General features: G+C 55.5%; 23 protein-coding genes and 2 tRNA genes. 16 read left to right on the plus strand and 9 right to left on the minus strand.

Features of this window, described 5'->3' with window-relative positions; translation table 11 throughout:
* Positions 1-26 precede the first annotated feature (26 nt).
* Positions 27-102, plus strand: a tRNA-Phe gene (locus AB4N91_RS25220).
* Between the two features lie 332 nt (positions 103-434).
* Positions 435-896, plus strand: a complete 462-nt coding sequence (locus AB4N91_RS25225; protein WP_438661569.1) for a DUF4234 domain-containing protein — start codon at positions 435-437, stop codon at positions 894-896.
* Positions 897-941: 45 nt separating this feature from the next.
* Here AB4N91_RS25225 and AB4N91_RS25230 read toward each other — a convergent pair whose 3' ends face one another.
* Positions 942-1391 (minus strand): carboxypeptidase regulatory-like domain-containing protein, encoded by a 450-nt coding sequence (locus AB4N91_RS25230; protein ID WP_460111864.1) that lies wholly within the window; start codon positions 1389-1391, stop codon positions 942-944.
* Between the two features lie 268 nt (positions 1392-1659).
* Between AB4N91_RS25230 and AB4N91_RS25235 the strand changes: the two genes are divergently transcribed.
* The 6 genes from AB4N91_RS25235 (at position 1660) to vapC (ending at position 5492) form a co-directional block, all read left to right on the plus strand.
* Positions 1660-2712 carry a PDDEXK nuclease domain-containing protein gene (locus AB4N91_RS25235; protein ID WP_460112681.1) on the plus strand — a complete coding sequence of 351 codons (1053 nt, stop codon included), beginning with the start codon at positions 1660-1662 and terminating at the stop codon, positions 2710-2712.
* 67 nt (positions 2713-2779) lie between these two features.
* Positions 2780-3754 (plus strand): alpha/beta hydrolase family protein, encoded by a 975-nt coding sequence (locus tag AB4N91_RS25240; protein ID WP_460111865.1) that lies wholly within the window; start codon positions 2780-2782, stop codon positions 3752-3754.
* 37 nt (positions 3755-3791) lie between these two features.
* Complete coding sequence (locus tag AB4N91_RS25245) at positions 3792-4208, plus strand: hypothetical protein (RefSeq protein WP_010464618.1); 417 nt, start codon at positions 3792-3794, stop codon at positions 4206-4208.
* Positions 4209-4213: 5 nt separating this feature from the next.
* Positions 4214-4678, plus strand: a complete 465-nt coding sequence (locus tag AB4N91_RS25250; protein WP_083375252.1) for a hypothetical protein — start codon at positions 4214-4216, stop codon at positions 4676-4678.
* 176 nt (positions 4679-4854) lie between these two features.
* Positions 4855-5085, plus strand: coding sequence for a type II toxin-antitoxin system VapB family antitoxin (gene vapB, locus AB4N91_RS25255; RefSeq protein WP_083375253.1), 231 nt, complete (start codon positions 4855-4857; stop codon positions 5083-5085).
* Positions 5085-5492: a type II toxin-antitoxin system tRNA(fMet)-specific endonuclease VapC gene (vapC, locus tag AB4N91_RS25260; protein WP_460111866.1), complete on the plus strand. Its 408-nt coding sequence runs from the start codon at positions 5085-5087 to the stop codon at positions 5490-5492. The genes vapB and vapC overlap by 1 nt, the downstream gene beginning before the upstream one ends.
* Positions 5493-5571: 79 nt before the next feature.
* Here the strand turns inward: vapC and AB4N91_RS25265 are convergent, their stop codons facing one another.
* Together AB4N91_RS25265 and gabP are read right to left on the minus strand one after the other, a co-directional pair.
* Complete coding sequence (locus tag AB4N91_RS25265) at positions 5572-5898, minus strand: hypothetical protein (protein ID WP_010464627.1); 327 nt, start codon at positions 5896-5898, stop codon at positions 5572-5574.
* Positions 5899-6243: 345 nt separating this feature from the next.
* A complete protein-coding gene (gene gabP, locus AB4N91_RS25270) occupies positions 6244-7635 on the minus strand; it encodes a GABA permease (protein WP_077747581.1) in 1392 nt (463 codons plus the stop codon).
* A 553-nt stretch (positions 7636-8188) separates the two neighbouring features.
* Between gabP and AB4N91_RS25275 the strand changes: the two genes are divergently transcribed.
* From AB4N91_RS25275 to AB4N91_RS25310, 8 genes are all read left to right on the plus strand, one after another.
* Complete coding sequence (locus AB4N91_RS25275; RefSeq protein ID WP_007897462.1) at positions 8189-8962, plus strand: ABC transporter ATP-binding protein; 774 nt, start codon at positions 8189-8191, stop codon at positions 8960-8962.
* A 13-nt stretch (positions 8963-8975) separates the two neighbouring features.
* Complete coding sequence (locus AB4N91_RS25280) at positions 8976-9722, plus strand: ABC transporter substrate-binding protein (RefSeq protein ID WP_010464636.1); 747 nt, start codon at positions 8976-8978, stop codon at positions 9720-9722.
* A gap of 78 nt (positions 9723-9800) precedes the next feature.
* A complete protein-coding gene (locus AB4N91_RS25285) occupies positions 9801-10496 on the plus strand; it encodes an ABC transporter permease (RefSeq protein ID WP_010464638.1) in 696 nt (231 codons plus the stop codon).
* Entirely contained in the window at positions 10493-11182 is a 690-nt protein-coding gene (locus AB4N91_RS25290) for an ABC transporter permease (protein ID WP_221108040.1), read from the plus strand. The genes AB4N91_RS25285 and AB4N91_RS25290 overlap by 4 nt, the downstream gene beginning before the upstream one ends.
* Positions 11163-12392, plus strand: a complete 1230-nt coding sequence (locus tag AB4N91_RS25295; RefSeq protein WP_460111867.1) for a methyltransferase — start codon at positions 11163-11165, stop codon at positions 12390-12392. Before AB4N91_RS25290 ends, AB4N91_RS25295 begins: the two co-directional genes overlap by 20 nt.
* 343 nt (positions 12393-12735) lie before the next feature.
* Entirely contained in the window at positions 12736-13560 is an 825-nt protein-coding gene (locus AB4N91_RS25300) for an FkbM family methyltransferase (protein ID WP_221108036.1), read from the plus strand.
* 78 nt (positions 13561-13638) lie between these two features.
* Positions 13639-13714: transfer RNA gene (locus tag AB4N91_RS25305), tRNA-Thr, on the plus strand.
* A gap of 299 nt (positions 13715-14013) precedes the next feature.
* Complete coding sequence (locus tag AB4N91_RS25310) at positions 14014-14220, plus strand: hypothetical protein (RefSeq protein ID WP_460112682.1); 207 nt, start codon at positions 14014-14016, stop codon at positions 14218-14220.
* Between the two features lie 152 nt (positions 14221-14372).
* On the opposite strand, the gene AB4N91_RS25315 is transcribed toward AB4N91_RS25310, so the two are convergent.
* The 6 genes from AB4N91_RS25315 to AB4N91_RS25340 all read right to left on the minus strand — a co-directional run bounded on the left by AB4N91_RS25315 (position 14373) and on the right by AB4N91_RS25340 (position 18480).
* Positions 14373-15215 (minus strand): oxidoreductase, encoded by an 843-nt coding sequence (locus AB4N91_RS25315; protein ID WP_460111868.1) that lies wholly within the window; start codon positions 15213-15215, stop codon positions 14373-14375.
* A 66-nt stretch (positions 15216-15281) separates the two neighbouring features.
* On the minus strand, positions 15282-15992 hold the full coding sequence (locus AB4N91_RS25320) for an SDR family NAD(P)-dependent oxidoreductase (protein ID WP_154911937.1): 711 nt from the start codon (positions 15990-15992) through the stop codon (positions 15282-15284).
* A 43-nt stretch (positions 15993-16035) separates the two neighbouring features.
* Positions 16036-16692 (minus strand): DsbA family oxidoreductase, encoded by a 657-nt coding sequence (locus AB4N91_RS25325; RefSeq protein WP_200667476.1) that lies wholly within the window; start codon positions 16690-16692, stop codon positions 16036-16038.
* Entirely contained in the window at positions 16689-16910 is a 222-nt protein-coding gene (locus tag AB4N91_RS25330; RefSeq protein WP_010464654.1) for a tautomerase family protein, read from the minus strand. The genes AB4N91_RS25325 and AB4N91_RS25330 overlap by 4 nt, the downstream gene beginning before the upstream one ends.
* Before the next feature lie 410 nt (positions 16911-17320).
* Positions 17321-17548 (minus strand): hypothetical protein, encoded by a 228-nt coding sequence (locus tag AB4N91_RS25335; protein ID WP_102593444.1) that lies wholly within the window; start codon positions 17546-17548, stop codon positions 17321-17323.
* The gene (locus tag AB4N91_RS25340) at positions 17545-18480 is read right to left on the minus strand and encodes a GAF domain-containing protein (protein WP_094469610.1); all 936 of its coding nucleotides are present in this window, start codon (positions 18478-18480) and stop codon (positions 17545-17547) included. The genes AB4N91_RS25335 and AB4N91_RS25340 overlap by 4 nt, the downstream gene beginning before the upstream one ends.
* Positions 18481-18687: the final 207 nt, after the last annotated feature.

The raw sequence follows: 18687 nt of genomic DNA on the forward strand, positions 1-18687 counted from the left end.
GAAAAACCCGTTTAATGCGCCCCGTTGCCCAGATAGCTCAGTCGGTAGAGCAGGGGATTGAAAATCCCCGTGTCGGCGGTTCGATTCCGTCTCTGGGCACCAAATACCGAAAACCCTGAATCGCAAGATTCAGGGTTTTTTTATGCCTGGGATTTGATAACGACAATCCACCGCAGCACAGCTGCCGGAAAACAATCACGCTTTAGTACGCCGCCTCGATGATGGCGCCATGCTATTATTTTCCCCGTGCATGGAATAAAGCCGACATTGATCCCGATGCCCCGCATCCGAATCAGCCGATACAGGATAGAGACAGCGCAAGGAGTGCGTGCATTTCACCCCTCCCCGCAAAACACTGCCCTCCCCTGTTCGACTCCACGAAGCCAGCCTTCCAGGCACGCTCCCTTCTCGAAAGTCCTGAACATGGAACAGTTATGTCTGACATCAATGAACTGAAAGACAAGATCAACACCAAAACCTTGAACATGGTCCTGCTGTCGATTGCGACCGCCGGGATCTACTTGCTGTTGTGGTTGTACAAGAGCAACCAGAAGATCAACGAAACCACGAAAATCAAAGTGGTCGACGACACTTATATTATTTGGGTCGCCGTCTGCCTTGGCTGGAGCGGCGCGTTGTCGAACCTGGGTGACGTGTTGTTCGACTCGCTTTCCGGCATTTTGCTGATCGCATTGAACGCGCTGTACATCGTATGGGCCTTCAAGGCAAAAAACGCACTGTCGGAATACGCCCTCAACGAGCACAAAATCGACCTGCGCATGAACGGGTTCTATACCTTCTTCCTGAACATTTTTTACGTGAACTACTGCATCAACGACTTGCCTGAAGAGCAGCGTAAACAACTGATCCTGCGTGGCCAGACGACGCAAGCCTGATCAACTGATCAACTGGCGAGGGGCAGTCTCGAAGGACTGCCACCGTCACTCATCACCCTTCCAGTTGAACACCAGATTACGCACGCCAGCGCTGCCGACATCTGTCGTGTCGCGCTTTTCCTCACCATTACGGGTGGCGACCACGGTGTACTTGCCGGCCGGTAACTGGACGTAAACCAGAGGCCCTGCCTGACTGAGTGTCAGCACTGATTGCCCTTGAGCACTCTGAATAACCAATTCCACGTCCGGCACATATTTACCCTCCGGCCCAATGGAAAAGGTCATGTGCAGGTTGTAGCCGGTCGTTTGCTGAATGGCCTTCGCTTCATCCTCGCCAATACCGCCGGACAGATAGGTAATCCCGTTCTGTTCCTGGCGCTGAATCTGCACGCCTGTGTTGTCGATGGGCTCCAGGCTCGCGGCCCCTGACATGGCGGGAAACATCAGCACACCGATGGTGGCGATGGAAAACATGAGGGAATGGATGGACTTCATGATGGTGGCTCCCGGGTTCCACGGAACCCAATCGTTACTCCTTTTGGATTTCTCGCTGGATGCTCAAGTTTTAGATTGATTGGTACTTGGGCTCACTGCGAAATGGACTACACGTTGTATTCCTCAAGCACGCATTTCAGTCGGATTGCTCCTGCAAAACGAATCCGGCATTTCCTGCGGATATCCCGGCCGCGCCCTGCATCGCCGCCCTGCACTCTTTTGCCATCCTCTTTCGCCTGTTCCTCCAGCTGCGGAAGACTTCAGGAGCATCGTCAAAACCGAAATCACTAAAGATCCCCAACTCGCCTCTCTGGTGGGAAACCTTGGGGAACTGATACGTCAGGCACGCCAGAAGGTGTTGCGAGCGGTCGATACCGTTCAGGTGCAAACCTGCTGGCAGATTGGTAGGCATATTGTCGAGTTCGAGCAGGAGGGGGCTCGGCGGGCGGGTTATGGCAAACAGCTTCTGTCGACGCTGGCGAAGGCACTGACAGCGGAGTTCGGGAAAGGCTTTGACGAAACCAACTTGCGAAAAATGCGCCTGTTTTATCAGGCGTTTCCAATTCGAGACGCACTGCGTCTCGAATTGAGCTGGACCCACTACCGCAGGCTGCTGCGAGTCGACAGTGATAAGGCGCGCAAGTGGTACATGGACGAATCTGCCAACCAAAACTGGTCAAGCCGCGCCCTGGAACGCCAAATCAGCACCCTCTACTACGAACGCCTGCTTATGAGTCGGGACAAGTCTGCCGTCATGACAGAAGCCATTAGGAATATCCACGCGATGAACGACAATCCCAGGGAGTTCGTTAGAGATCCCGTGATGCTGGAGTTTCTTGGTTTGCCCGATACCGGGGTGATACTGGAGACCGAACTTGAACAAGCACTCATCAAGCAACTTCAGGGCTTCCTGCTTGAACTGGGAAAAGGTTTTGCATTTATCGCTCGACAACAACGAATAAGCACCGAAGGCAGAGACTTCTATATCGATCTGGTGTTCTACAACTACTTGCTCAATTGCTTCGTCATCTTCGACCTGAAGCGCGGCGAATTAACCCATCAGGATGTCGGACAGATGGACATGTATGTACGCATGTACGACGATCTTAAGCGCAAGGAAGCAGATGGTCCAACCGTCGGCATCATTCTTTGCGCTCAAAAAAACGAGTCAGTGGTGCGTTACTCAGTATTACAGGGGAACGAACAACTGTTCGCCAGCAAATACAAACTAGTGCTGCCAAGCGAAGACGAACTTCGCGCTGAGCTGGACCGGGAACGGGCGGCAATAGAAGAGCGCCTGCTCGATCAAATCCGCCTCTAAACACATGGATTGTCCACTAGCTGCACGAGGACTATCGTTGGCAACTACCCGCAAAGGTCCAAAGCCGATGAATTTGCAGGACATGCCTTCACTGGCACCGACTCAGATCGAATTGTCGCTGACCACCGATACTGCTGGCGAACCGTTCAAGGAGCCCGCCGCAGACGCCTTCATCCTCGGCGGCCTCACTTGGCGGCACGCCTCTCAGGACCGCGCGCGCCCGGTCGTCATCATCAACGCGGCCACCTCGGTTCGTTGCCGGCATTATTCGCGCTTCGCCGACTACTTGTTCGCCAACGATTTCGATGTCATCACCTATGACTACCGCGGCATCGGCGAGTCGCGCCCAACGTCGTTGAAAGGGTTGCAGGCGTCATGGTCCGATTGGGGCGCGCTGGATTTCGAGGCGATGCTCAAGCGCGCGCAGCGCGAATTCCCAGGCCAGCCCATTGATGTCGTCGGTCACAGCTTTGGAGGCTGTGCAGCGGGTCTGGGAGCGTCCGGGCATTTGATTCGGCACTTGGTGACAGTCGGCGCGCAATTCGCTTACTGGCGCGACTATGCGCCCGCCCATCGCTGTCGGATGTTCGGCAAGTGGCATGTGGTGATGCCGTTGATGACCCGGCTTTACGGCTACTTCCCCGGCAAACGCCTCGGCTGGCTGGAGGACACGCCCGCTGCGGTGGTTCGCGACTGGAGCACCCCCACTGCGCGCTACGAAACGCGGCCCAGTGGTCGCCTCATGCACGCAAAAACCGGCCGGCTTCCCTTTGCATCAGTCACCGCAAAAACCCTGGCCATCAGCATCAGCGACGACCCATACGGTACGATTGCCGCCATCGAGCGCCTGCTCGGCTACTTCACCCACAGCACAAATACCCACCTGCGAATCGCCCCCGAAGACATCGGCGAAGAAGAAGTCGGACATTTCGCCTTTTTTCGCAGCGCATACCAAGCCACACTATGGCCCATTGCATTGTCCTGGTTGCAGACCGGCGAACTGGCCCCCGACACACCCGGGCGGCGCGTGCCACGCAGCTGATGGACTTGCCCACTCAACGAAATACGGAACGACCCCCATGGCCTCCGCCAACAAGCAGCAAAAACGCGCCACACGCGCCAAAGCCAAGGCCAAGCAGAACCGCACCCAACGGGCCGCCGCGCCGGTGGAACTGGACCCGAATGACGATCGCATCGACTTCGAATCGGTGGACCTGACCGAACTGTTCAAAAAAATGATCGACGCCGAAAAAATCAGCCAGCAAGCGATGTGCATGGCCTTCCTCGAAGACCCGCTGCTGGAACTGGTGTACGAGCAGGAAGGCGAAGAAGGCGCGATGGATTTCATCCTCGCAGCGCTGATCGAATATCGCCAATGGTCCACCGAAGTCGATGAAGCCGGCGCCCTGGCGTGGATCGAATCGCCAGCCTTCCAGGCTGACTATGTCGCGGCGTCCGACGTCATTGCGGCCCAAACCCAACAGAAAGCGAACTGAATTTAATGGCATCCCTGAACAAGCAGCAAAAACGCGCCAAACGGGCCAAGATCAAAGCCAAACAAATCAACATCCACGGCCGCAAACCCGCCGCACTGGACGATGACCTGGGCGATGACCTGGGCGAAATCGGCGAGCCGATCCCGGAATACACCCTGGCGATGTTCAGCAAAATGCGCGACGCCGAAGCCATCAGCCGCAATGACATGCTGCTGGCCCTGCTGTCGGACCTCGCCGAAATCATCAGCGACCACCCCGAACTGCTGGACATGGAAAACGCCGACAACGAAGCCATGGCCGCCACTCACCTGGCCGCCGACATGCTGATCGACTACCGCATGTGGACCGATGGCATGGACCGCGATGCCGCACAGGCGTGGCTGACCGATCCGCAGTTCATCACTGATTTTGGCGATGCGCTGGACAGCTATCGTCAGTCGCTGGATGCGCAGGAAGAAAAGAGCGAATAAATACTCGCCCTTGAAAGCAAAAACGGCCGCTTGTCATCACTGACAGCGGCCGTTTTTTTATGTCCATTTCCAAAGCTCATCGACCTCTCGTCATCGGATAGGTATATCCCATTGACATATCCCAATAGAGATCTATTCTCTGGACTCAGACACCAGTAAAAACGCAGGAGGCCACAATGGAACAGACTACCCTTTTCATGAGCAATCGAAGCCAGGCTGTCCGTCTGCCGAAAGCTGTGGCGATGCCAAGTGACGTCAAACGGGTCAACGTATTTGCCATCGGTCGGGCTCGCATCATTACGCCTGCAGACGAGACATGGGATAGCTGGTTCGATGGAGATAACGTCAGCACAGATTTTATGACTGATCGCCAACAACCCGCCGATCAGGAGCGTGAGTCGTTCTGATGATCAAGTTCATGCTCGATACCAATATCTGTATTTTCACCATCAAGAACAAACCGCAAATAGTCAGAGAAGCTTTCAACTTGCATGACGGACAGTTATGCATCAGCGCGATTACGCTGATGGAGTTGATCTACGGTGCCGAAAAATCAGCGACCCCCGAAAAGAACCTCGCGGTAATTGAAGGCTTCACAGCCCGCCTTGAAGTTTTCCCTTTCGACAATGAAGCAGCCGCGCATACCGGAATGATACGGTCCGAGCTAGCGACGGCCGGAACGCCCATTGGTCCCTATGACCAAATGATTGCCGGACATGCGCGCTCACGAGGGTTAATTGTCGTCACCAACAATCTGCGTGAGTTCGAACGGGTGCCAGGATTACGTGTAGAGGATTGGGTTCATCCCGATTGAATCGAATAAAGCTAACGAAAAAAAACGGCCGCTCGTCATCACTGACAGCGGCCGTTTTTTTTAAACCTTCAAACAACAATCAGGCAGCAACACCTTCCAGACGCGGAATATCAAAACCCAGCTTGGCGCTGGCATAACCCAGTTCGCCTTTGGCGATGGACTGAGCCTTGTAGCCGGCATCGATCAGGTCCTTAACGTACAGCTTGTTGTAGATGAACATGAACACCAGGTTGCTGAGGCTGAACGTGAAGCAGGCCACGACGAACATGATCGCCGCCCACTTGAAATCACCACGGAACAAAGCCGGGAAAAAGCCAAAGAAAAACACGGTCCACGAGAAGCCGATTGGCGCTTCTTTCATGGCACCGGTGTTAGGGTTTTTGAACACAACCGATGTAAACGCCATGCCTGTCTCCTTGATGCCCCAATGGGTTGGCTGGATGGCCGGGCTCTCCATGCAGCGCTTTAAACGGCAAGCACACGCAAATGCATCTGTGACTCGCGTCAGATGAGGGAGCAGGCAAGAAAGGGTCGGGGCTTTAGCCAGGAAGGCTGGGGGCGTCGAACAATCCGTGTCCTGAAACTCCATCGCACCCCGCAACAGCGAGATACACATTCGGCGAGAAGGCTACTATCTAGCCATCACTGTGTCCATCAGGTAAACGCCCGATCACTCGTCTGAATGAAAACAAAAACGACCGCGATCATTTCTGATGGCGGTCGTTTCTGTGTTTCTACAGTGTCAGAACACTCAGCGCGCAACCGCTGCGATCAACTGCTCGTTGCGACGACGGCGCGCTACGAACAAGCCCGCAGCCACGACCAACAAGCTCAGCAGACCTGTCGCGAGGATCTCGACGCGGTGGGCTTCCTGGAACAGCATGATGGTCAGGGCCGCGACGATGAAGATGATCACCGCATAGGTCAGGACCGGGAACAGCCACATGCTGAAGGCGATTTTTTCGCCGCGAGCCATACGTTGTTTGCGCATACGCAGCTGCGAAATCGCGATCACCAGGTACACCAGCAGCGCGATGGCGCCGGAACTGGCCAGCAGGAATTCGAACACCGCAGCCGGGGCTACGTAGTTGGCGAACACGGCAAGGAACGCTGCGCCAGTCGACAACATGACGGCCCAGTACGGCGTGCCGCTCTTGTTGGTGCGTTGGGAAACGGCCGGCGCATCACCGCGCTTGCCCAGAGAGAACATCATGCGTGAAGCGGTATAGAGCGCCGAATTCAGGCAGCTGGTCACAGCGACCAGCACCACGATGTCGACGATCAGCTTGGCATTCGGGATGCCCATACGCTCAAGCACGGTCTGGTAGGAACCGACAGCGGCCAGTACCGGATCATTCCATGGCACCAGGGCCACGACGATGAAGATCGACACGAGGTAGAACAAACCAATCCGCCAGATCACCGAGTTGGTGGCCTTTGAGATTTGCTGGCCCGGGTTCTTCGATTCCGCGGCCGCGATGGTCACGATCTCGGTACCCATGAAGGAAAACATGGTGGTCAGAATAGCGCCCAACACCGCGCCCATGCCGTTTGGCAGGAAGCCCTGGGTGTCGAACAAATGCGAAACGCCGCTGACCTGGCTGTTCGGCAGGTAGCCGAAGATCGCCATGATGCCAAGTGCGATGAAACCGATGATCGCGATGACTTTGACCAGGGCGAACCAGAATTCGAATTCACCGTAGTTCTTCACGCTGAACAGGTTGGTCACTGTCAGCAGCAAAGTGATGACCAAAGTGAAGGCCCAGATCGCCACGTTGGGAAACCAGGCATGCAGGATGGTCGCGGCGGCATTGGCCTCCAACGGGATCACCAATACCCAGAACCACCAGTACAACCAGCCGATGGTGAAACCGGCCCAGTGACCGATCGCGCGATCGGCGTAGGTCGAAAAGGAGCCCGTGTCCGGAGAAGCAACAGCCATCTCGCCGAGCATGCGCATGACCAGCACCACCAGAGCACCGGCGGCGGCGTACGCCAACAGCACGGCCGGGCCTGCGGCAGCAATGGCGTGGCCGGAGCCGACGAACAGGCCGGCGCCGATAACCCCGGCGATCGACAGCATGGTCACATGACGCGGTTTGAGCCCCTGTTCGAGGCCATTGGAGCTTGGGGTACTGCTCATTGAAACTACCTTTGTAAGGGAAAGCGATTTGCATCCATCCCGTCCGGCGTTCCTTCTCGTAAAAAGAAACCAACAGGGCGTTCCATATTCTGCACGCAATAATTGCGCCAAAATGTTTCAAACTCCCGAAGCACGGGGCCTGCGGCGTGACCGGACAGTCATCGCAAGTCCTTGAGATTAATGGCAATTCGCCAGAGCGTTACCCTGCGACCCACTTTGAGAACGAAACAGCGCACCAGAAACACACCCGAAAATGTGTCGACGCACAATAAAAGTGCAGATCAGGAACGTTTGGCCGGTTAGCGCTTCCAACACCCCGTCAAAGCTGGCAACATCGCGCCCTTTTTTACGCGACACCCGCGGGACAGCTGGTTCAAACGGCTGTTCGGTTGATAGCAGCGCGACAGTCTGCTGTACCGATGCGACAACCTGCCACATGCCACCCGTTTACCGCCCGTAGCGCTGTTGGCTGCCATTCGAACGCTATGCTAGCTTGGCCGCCTCGCCAGGAAGGCCAACCAACAGCAGGAGCGAAACACTATGAGGAACGCACATGGCTGAGGCCACGCCCGCGCTTGAAATTCGCAACTTGCACAAACGCTACGGACAGCTCGAGGTGCTCAAAGGCATCTCGCTGACCGCCCGCGACGGCGACGTGATCTCGATCCTGGGTTCTTCCGGTTCCGGCAAGTCCACATTCCTGCGTTGCATCAACCTGCTGGAAAACCCGCACCAGGGCCAGATCCTGGTGGCCGGTGAAGAACTCAAGCTCAAAGCCGCCAAGAACGGCGAACTGGTGGCTGCCGACGGCAAGCAGATCAACCGTCTGCGCAGCGAGATTGGTTTTGTGTTTCAAAACTTTAATCTGTGGCCGCACATGAGCGTGCTCGACAACATCATCGAAGCCCCGCGCCGGGTGCTCGGCCAGAGCAAGGCCGAAGCCATCGAAGTCGCCGAAGCCCTGCTGGCCAAGGTCGGCATCGCTGACAAGCGTCACGCCTATCCGGCGCAACTGTCCGGCGGCCAGCAACAACGCGCGGCCATCGCCCGCACGCTGGCCATGCAGCCCAAGGTGATCCTGTTCGACGAACCCACCTCTGCCCTTGACCCGGAAATGGTCCAGGAAGTACTTAATGTCATCCGCGCACTGGCCGAAGAAGGCCGCACCATGCTGCTGGTCACCCACGAAATGGGCTTTGCCCGTCAGGTGTCCAGCGAGGTGGTGTTCCTCCACCAGGGCTTGGTAGAAGAGCAAGGATCGCCACAGCAGGTGTTCGAAAACCCGCTTTCGGCACGCTGCAAACAATTCATGTCCAGCAACCGCTAACGGAGCTACCCGCATGCAGAACTTCAAAAAAGTCTTCCTGGCTGCCGCCGTCACCCTGGCGTTCAGCGCCGGTGCCATGGCTGAAACCCTGAAGATGGGCATCGAAGCGGCCTACCCGCCGTTCAACAATAAAGATGCCAGTGGCAATGTCGTCGGCTTCGACAAGGAAATCGGCGACGCCCTGTGCGCCAAGATGAAAGTCGATTGCACCGTGGTCACGTCCGACTGGGACGGCATCATCCCGGCCCTGAACGCCAAGAAGTTCGACTTCCTGATCTCCTCGATGTCGATCACCGACGAGCGCAAGCAAGCGGTCGACTTCACCGAGCCGTACTACTCGAACAAACTGCAGTTCATCGCGCCGAAAGACAAAGAGTTCAAAACCGACAAGGATTCCCTGAAAGGCAAAGTGATCGGCGCACAACGTGCGACCCTCGCCGGCACCTGGATGGAAGACAACATGAAAGACGTCGAAGTCAAACTCTACGACACCCAGGAAAACGCTTATCTGGACCTGACCTCCGGGCGCCTGGACGGCATCCTGGCCGACAAATACGTCAACTACGAATGGCTGAAAAGCGACGCCGGTCGTTCGTATGAATTCAAGGGCGACCCGGTGGAAGAAAGCGACAAGATTGGTATCGCTGTACGTAAAGGCGACACCCTGCGCGCGAAGCTGAACCTTGCCCTGAAAGAAATCGTCGAAGACGGCACTTACAAGAAGATCAACGACAAGTACTTCCCGTTCAGCATCTATTGATTCTGACTTGCCTGGCCGGCGCCGTTCTTTGACGGCGCCAGCCCTTGGCATTGCCTGCTGCACATTGAAAAGAAATCCATGACTATCGATCTCTACGGATTCGGCCCGGCACTCGCCGCTGGCGCGCTGATGACTGTGAAACTGGCACTCTCGGCCCTGTGCCTGGGGCTGGTGCTCGGTCTGCTCGGCGCCTTGGCCAAGACTTCCCCGTACAAGCCGTTGCAATGGCTTGGCGGCACTTATTCGACACTGGTTCGCGGCATCCCGGAATTACTGTGGGTGCTGCTGATCTACTTCGGCACGGTCAACCTGATGCGTGCCCTGGGCGAGTTTTTCGGCAATCCCGACCTCGAACTCAATGCCTTCGCCGCTGGTGTGATTGCGCTGGGGCTGTGCTTCGGCGCCTACGCCACGGAAGTGTTTCGCGGGGCAATCCTGGCGATTCCCAAAGGTCACCGTGAGGCCGGCGTGGCGTTGGGCCTGTCGAAGTTTCGCATCTTCACCCGGTTGATCATGCCGCAGATGTGGCGCATCGCCCTGCCCGGCCTGGGCAACCTGTTCATGATCCTGATGAAGGACACGGCGCTGGTGTCGGTGATCGGCCTGGAAGAAATCATGCGTCACGCGCAAATCGGCGTGACCGTGTCCAAACAGCCGTTCACCTTCTATATGGTGGCCGCGTTCATGTACCTGGGCCTGACCATTCTGGCCATGACGGGCATGTACTTCATGGAAAAACGCGCCGCTCGCGGCTTCGCGAGGAGCACCCAATGAACTGGGAAGTCATCATCAAGTGGCTGCCGAAGCTGGCCCAGGGCGCCACACTGACCCTGGAACTGGTGGCCATCGCCGTCATTGCGGGTTTGCTGCTGGCCATTCCGCTGGGCATCGCGCGCTCATCGCGGCTCTGGTACGTGCGGGCATTTCCCTATGCCTACATCTTCTTTTTCCGGGGCACGCCGTTGCTGGTTCAGCTGTTCCTGGTCTATTACGGCCTGGCGCAGTTCGATGCGGTCCGTAACAGCCCGATGTGGCCGTACCTGCGCGATCCATTCTGGTGCGCCACGGCGACCATGACCCTGCACACGGCGGCCTACATCGCCGAAATCCTGCGTGGTGCAATTCAGGCGATCCCGCCGGGCGAGATCGAGGCCGCGCGGGCGCTGGGCATGTCCCGACCGAAAGCGCTGTTCTACATCATCCTGCCCCGTGCCGCGCGCATCGGCCTGCCGGCCTACAGCAACGAAGTGATCCTGATGCTCAAGGCCAGCGCGCTGGCCAGCACCGTGACCCTGCTGGAACTGACCGGCATGGCCCGCACCATCATTGCCCGGACTTACCTGCCGGTGGAGATCTTCTTCGCCGCGGGCATGTTCTACCTGCTGATGGCTTACGTGCTGGTGCGTGGCTTCAAGCTGCTGGAGCGCTGGCTGCGCGTCGATGCCTGCCAAGGGCGCTGATTCTCCTGTGCTGACGGGCGAGGCTCTGCTCGCCCGTTTCACGGCGCTGGATGCTTTTCTGATAAAGCATCAGGCGTTGTGGAAGCCTCGTCCGTTTACTCATCTGCAACTTCCTTGGGAAGCGTCCTACCCGGAACTGGCACTTTGGCTACGGGGACGGTCGCTGGAGGATGCGGAAAGCAGCCATAACCAACCCGGTTTGCTGGATGCGCCGCAGCCATTTGCTGCGTTGGCGGCGCTTTCCCTTGAGCTGGATTCGGTGGGCGAGTTGCCGGCGCATGCATTGGAAGCGGCCGGGCATCGATTGAATGTCGATGTGCCGGGCCGTAAGTGGCAGCAGATTGAAGCGTTCGCCAGTCGTTTGTCGTTTACCTCGCCGCCCAGGCATTGGCTGGATTGGTGTTCAGGCAAGGGCCATTTGGGTCGACGGTTGCTGCAACACGGCCAACAACTGACCTGCCTGGAATACGACCCTGCGCTGGTTTCCAGCGGCCAGGCGCTCAGTCAACGCCATCACCTGCATGCGCTGCATGTCGAACAGGATGTGCTCGCGGCGGATACCATTGCGATGTTGAATGCCGATCACACGCCCGTTGCGCTGCATGCTTGTGGTGATCTGCACGTGCGGCTCATTCAATTAGCCAGCGCCGCAGGCTGCAAACAATTGGCGATCGCGCCCTGCTGCTATAACCGAATCAGCCTTACTGCGTACCAACCGCTTTCCCCGGCCGGTTTGCGATCCGACCTACAACTCTCCCTCGACGATCTCTCATTGCCGATGAGCGAAACCGTCACCGCCGGGGCTCGCGTCAGACGTCAGCGCGACATTTCCATGGCCCGGCGCCTCGGCTTCGACCTGCTGCAAAGACAACTGCGTGGCGTTGACGAGTACCTGCCAACTCCCTCCCTACCGAGTGCCTGGCTGGATAAATCCTTCGCCGACTACTGCCATCATTTGGCCGCGTTGAAAGAGTTATCCACAACCGGCCCGCAAGATTGGTCAGCACTCGAAGCCGCTGGCTGGCGCCGACTTGCCGAAGTGCGCAATCTGGAATTGCTGCGTGGCCTTTTCCGACGCCCGCTGGAGCTTTGGCTGGTACTCGATCGGGCACTTTTCCTGGCCGATCAGGGCTACACCGTTCGCCTCGGCACCTTCTGCAAAACCCCGCTCACGCCGCGCAATTTCCTGCTCCTGGCAGAACGTCCGTAAAAAGCCACAGCCTGTGGATAACTCTGTTGATGGAATTATCATGGATCCAATATAACCGCCTGTTTCAGGGGTGAAACGCTACTGTTCAATTTTCGTACACATGATAAAAAACCGAGAAAAACAGGCATTTGCGCACAAATGAGAATGGGTCCACAAAAAAGTCATGAGCGCCACTCCTGAGTGCGGCCGTTGTGCATAAGCGTCCGACGAAAAGGACATAACCGCCGAAACCCGGTCGCGCTCGGCGGAAAATTGCGTGCCGCGATCACCCTTGTTATACAGGCAGACAAGAGCGCCAAAGTGCGCCCACGAACAAGAAATCTCTGACAGACAGGAAGCCACAGTGACGTTCATTTCTTACGCACAGAATTTCGAAGACATACGCCTGTGGCGCGCCCTCAAAACCGTCGAAAACGGCTTCTATATCGACGTCGGTGCCAACCACCCCACTCACGACTCCGTGACAAAAGCTTTCTATGACCGTGGCTGGACCGGCATCAACGTTGAACCGATGCCCAATTATTACGAAGCGCTGTGCCAGGAACGCGCCAAAGACACCAACCTGCAATGCGTGGCAGGTGAAAGCGCCAACGACCTGACCTTCTACGGCATCGCCGGCACCGGCCTCTCCACCCTCGACCCGGCCATGGCGCAAATGCACAAAGACGCCGGCATGGACGTGCGCAGCCAAACCGTCCAATCCCGCACCCTGACCTCCATCTGCGAAGAACACGCCCAAGGCCGCGAGATCCACTTTCTGAAAATCGACGTCGAAGGCCACGAAGAAACCGTCCTGCGCGGCATGGACTTCAGCCAATGGCGGCCGTGGGTCATCCTCATCGAAACCCCATGGGACCGCGACCAGACCTGGGAAACCCTCGTCACCGACGCCGGCTATCAGTCCATCCTGTTCGACGGCATCAACACCTACTACCTGGCCAACGAACACCTGAACCTCAAACCCGCCTTCGACATCCCGCCGTGCAACCTGGACGAGTTCCAGTTCTGCAAAGGCCACAACTTCAGCCACCCCGTCAGCGACGCCGAACACCAACTCGCCGCCGCCCTGCAACGCGCCGAACAGGCCGAAGCACAGCTGCGCGCGATGCAAAACAGCCGCACCTGGAAAGCCCTTCAGAAACTCAAGAAAACCCTGCTTCGCGCCTGACCTGACACCTGCGCAAAAATAGTCTGAATTCAGGGGTTTACAGAACCAATCCAATCGCTATAATCGTCGCCCTAACACGCCGGTATAGCTCAGTTGGTAGAGCAACTGACTTGTAATCAGTAGGTCCCGGGTTCGACTCCTGGTGCCGGCACCATACGCAGTATCGAAAAAGGCTCACCGAAAGGTGGGCCTTTTTCGTTTATGGGTCTTACGCTCCTGGGTTTCCTCTGCTGGCTCCCCGTTCCGTGTTCGCCCCTTTTTGCGCCCCGCTCGCTGAAGGGTGGTTACATTCATCAAAGGTGCGGAATCGACGCAGCCAATTCTGGTACCGCGCATCTACATATCTCACCGAAACGATGAGCGGTTACGGTCGAAAATCAGTGAGGCGGCATAATGACAGCAGTGCTTATGCACAACCTGCCACTTCACTCCGCCGTTGCGAGCCTCTTTGTAATGAACACCGAACGACGTTACTCGATCATCTTGGAGCACAGCGCCGAGGTGCTGCTTGAACATGCACCCATGTCACAGATAGAGGCATTTTGGGACGCCAACGATACCCGCTACTTCGGGTTGCGCATGGAGGACGAGCACAGCGCACACGCACGAGTGATTGTTACGGACGAAGTCCCCGACGACGAAGATGTGGCGCTTTTCTGACTGTAGCGAATGGAATCACTCGCCTCCTACGAGAGGAGGGGGGCGCCCAAATGATTTTCAGATCTATTGCCGACACCACAAAACAAAGCCCTCGTAGAAATACGAGGGCTTTGTTGTTTCTGGGTTCTGGATATTTATACACCGGCCATCAATCACTCAAACTCCGTAGAAACCGAAAGATGCTCCCAAGCATCAATCTCCCCCTGCAACCGCGCAATCTTTTCACGCACCAACCTCACCGCATCCTTACCCAGCAACAGATGAACCGGCGGCTTTTCAGCGGCGACCAAGGTCAGCAACGCCTGCGCAGCCTTTTGCGGATCGCCAGCCTGCTTGCCACTCTTCTCTTCCCGCGCCTTGCGCACTGGATCGAACACCGGGTCATAGTCACTCACGGTGCGACCGGATCGGATCATCGAGCGCCCAGCCCATTCGGTGCGAAATGAGCCAGGTGCCACGGCGATTACGTGAATGCCCAGGCTTTCGACTTCTTTGGCCAGCGCTTCGCTAACGCCTTCAAGGGCGAATTTGCTGCCGCTGTAGTAAGCGATGCCCGGAAAGGTGATGAAGCCGGCCATGGAGGTGATGTTGACGATATGCCCGCTGCGCCGTTCACGCATGCCGGGCAGGACTGCTTTGATCATTGCCACCGCGCCAAACACGTTGACGTCGAACTGGCGCTGCATTTCAGTCAGTGGCGATTCCTCGAGAATGCCTTCGTGCCCATAGCCGGCGTTGTTCACCAGCACGTCGATCTGCCCCACCTCGCGCAGGATGTCAGCCACCAGTGGTTCGATGGCTGGGAAATCGGTGACGTCGAGCACGAACGCTTTAGCGCGATGGGCGTCCAGCGCTTCGAACGCGGCGCACTCGGATTCGCGCCGCACCGTGCCAACCACCGTGTGCCCCGCCGCCAGCGCTGCTTGCGAAAAGGCCAGGCCGAAACCTGAACTGACGCCGGTGATCAGGAAAACCTTGTGAGCGTGGGTGTTCATGCTGCGTTCTCCAATAAAAACGCCGTCGATAGTGATCGACGGCGCTGTGGACAAGTCAAAGAGGTCTTAGTGACCGGCGCTCTGACCGCCATCGACGTGCAGGATTTCGCCAGTGACGAAGTTGGCGTTGTCCAGATACACAACCGCCTGAGCGATGTCGTTGATTTCGCCCATGTGGCCGACCGGGTGCAGACTGCCCAGCGCTGCATGGGTTTCTTCGCCGTGCATCGGGGTCTTGATGATGCCAGGGGAAACCGCATTCACCCGAATCCCGCGCTTGGCGTACTCAATCGCCAGGGACTTGGTCGCAGCGTTCAAACCACCTTTGGTCAGCGAGGCCAGTACCGACGGCACACCATCAATCGCGTGGTCTGTCAGGCTGGTGGTGATGTTGACGACGTGGCCTTTGCCTTGCTTTTCCATCTCGTTGATCGCGAGTTGGGTGATGTAGAAGAAGCCGTTCAGGTTCACCGACAACACGTTGGCGTAGTCTTCGGCGGTGTAGGCGGTGAACGGTTTGGCGATGAAGATGCCGGCGTTGTTGATCAGGGTGTCGATGCGACCAAAACGTGCGATGGCTTCACGGATGACTTGTTGTGCGACTTCCGGGTTGCCGATGTCGCCCGCCACGGTGAGGATGTCCGGATCGCTGGACGGTTTGATCGAACGCGAAGTGGCGACAACTTTGTAATCCAGGTCGCGGAAGGCTTTGACCATGCCGGCGCCGAGGCCTTGGGATGCGCCAGTGATAACGATGACTTTTTTCGAATTGCTCATGATGAACCTCTACTAATTAAGAATGGTTTGAATAAGTAAGTAATCAGGCTTCGGCGGGGGTCTTGGCCATTTGTCTCAACATTTGTTCGTAGTACTCGACCGACTGCGAACCGGACACCAGATGGCGACCGTTCAGCACCATGGCCGGGACCGAGTTGATGCCGTGCTGGCGGTAAAACGCTTCAAGCTCACGCACTTCTTTGGCAAATGCGCCGGACGCCAACACCTCTTGAGCCGCCGCCGCATCCAGTCCCGCTTCAGCAGCCAGACTCACCAACGTCTCGCGATCGCTCGGGTTCTGGCCGTCGGTGAAGTAAGCGCGCAACAGGATTTTCTTGAGTACGACCTGCCGCCCTTCCTGCAACGCCCACAACAGCAGCCGATGCGCATCAAACGTGTTGTAGAAGTGAGTGCGCTTGTCCAGATCGAACTTGAACCCCAGGGCCGCGCCACGTTCGATCTGCATCGCTTTGCCGGCGGCGACGTCTGCGGCGGTGCGTCCATATTTGCGCATCAAATGCTCAACCGCTTTTTCGCCGACTGCCGGCATGTCCGGGTTCAACTCGAAGGGCTTGTAGGTCAGCTCCACTGAAATCTCACCGGCCACGTTCTCGATCGCTTGCTCCAGCGCCGTCGCACCCAATGCACACCACGGGCACACCACGTCGGAGATGAAATCGATGGAGACGGACGCGGTCATGATTTGCCCTCCGCCTCAGCCAGTTGCTTGCGGTACTTAGTGGTACTGATGCCGGCGTAGCCCCAGTTATCGGTGTCGACTTCTTCGATCACGATGTGGGTCAGGTGCGGATCCTTCTTCAGGACGCGTTCCAGGGTTTCAGTGATTTCGGCGATCACCTGAGCTTTCTGCTCAGAGGTAACGCCATCGCGGGTGATGCGTACGCTTACGAAAGGCATGAGGAATCTCCAGTGACCTTCCCTTCGGAATGAATGGGTCGGCGTTGGAGTTCAATGTAGGGAGTTAGCTGGAGGGGATAAAGGTGGGGGCGGGAACATCATTAGTTACGCGGTGTAATTATTACAATCCGAGCTCGACGTGACTTCTTCGCTAATCAGGAAGCTCTCGCAGAGATTTAAGAGATCTGTTGTTAGGGGCACATTTTCCTGGGCGCCCAGTACCTTTCCGGACGTAAAAAAGCCCGAACAGGTCGGGCTCTCGTCAACAAATCGTAATTTCATAATTCCACTCAGGACGGCCTCTAATTAGAGCCCTCGACACCTAAGTTCATTATAGTGATGCTACATTGGACCGAAGTAAGTATATAAACTCAAAAAACTCTTACTTAGTCATTAACAAATACAAGACTCTACTCTTTTGAAGCTGATGACCTCAGCTCATTATTAAAATAATCTTCGCTATTTTTTATTTCAGAATCAACCCAGCTCGCTACAAACGAATTTTTCTCTTCGGAGCCCTTTAAAAGCTCGTCTTCAAAAAACATAGATATCGACGAATGATATATATCATTTCCACCAGCAACTCTATTTTTATCAATTTCGCTGTTTTTCTTTGAAAGAAAATTAAATATTCTCATGGTCTTGCTCCAAATCGTTTATCCAGATAAATCGATAAGAGTTTAGCTATTGTCAGGCCTAACATCTTATCTCTCTCCAAGGAAAATTGATTAGATTCATTACTAGTGAATACTAGCACACCCAACGGTTTGCTGCCAGAGCTGAGTTTTGCAGAGTCTTTTATTGGCATAGAAAGAAATGACTTATATTTATGCTCATCACCGATAGTACTTGAGCTTACCGAAAGCTCCGTGCTCCTAGTAATATCATGGCAAATTTTTATCTCATCCAAAATGTATGTTAATCCTACATGGCCGAATCCCGGTTTCCAGCTCCTCCCCGTGGTAACGAGCCTGTCATCATGGCTTCTCCATTTAAGCTCAAGCTGAGCTGTGCTCTCATTATAAAGGTATAATGCAAAGTTATATAAAGCCGTCGAGCTATAACCAAAAAGCTCCGCTCTATATTTGACTAGAGGCGAAAGTATCTTTCCTAAATCAGCAGATACCCGAGCGCTTGTGCAGTCAGTATTATTAGAATCATTGATTTCATCGATTAAATTCTCCAACTCCAACGTGGAAATATACGACACAGTTTGTTGAAACTTTAGGTTTTGATACATTTGGGAAGCTTTCGGAATCACTATCTTTCTGAAAATCTTATTCTGCTTAATAAGCTTCTCTACTTCTTGAGTCACGGATTTACGAGTGCTCGACGACAATAAAACGCTGGTAAACACTAGATGCAGAAAAGCGCTTAATGAAAAAAGTACCGTTTCACCCAACGTAAACTTAGATAATTCCCCAGTCGCAAAATATTTACTAATAAACGCACCAATGATAACGGGCGAAATTAGCGTCATCCAAAAATTGGAAAACATTACAGAAAAATAAAAAACCCTACCTTCAATCGATCTGTTTTTTGAATTGTTTTTTGTTATTTTTTTCAACATACACCCGCATTTTTTCAAGGCTCGATCCAAGCCATAAATATAGCTGACTTTTTTAGTTCAGTGACACAGCGCTCCTACAAATCCCTCCTAAAAAGTCGAATGAATTTTCCGACGTAGGTGTAATTTAAAATTCTTATTAATCTCCTTTGTTAAATTTGCACACAAGCCACCACCTAGCCACGATTGCGCATCCGTCGCCCTCAAGCT

Source organism: Pseudomonas sp. H3_D04 (assembly GCF_054669175.1).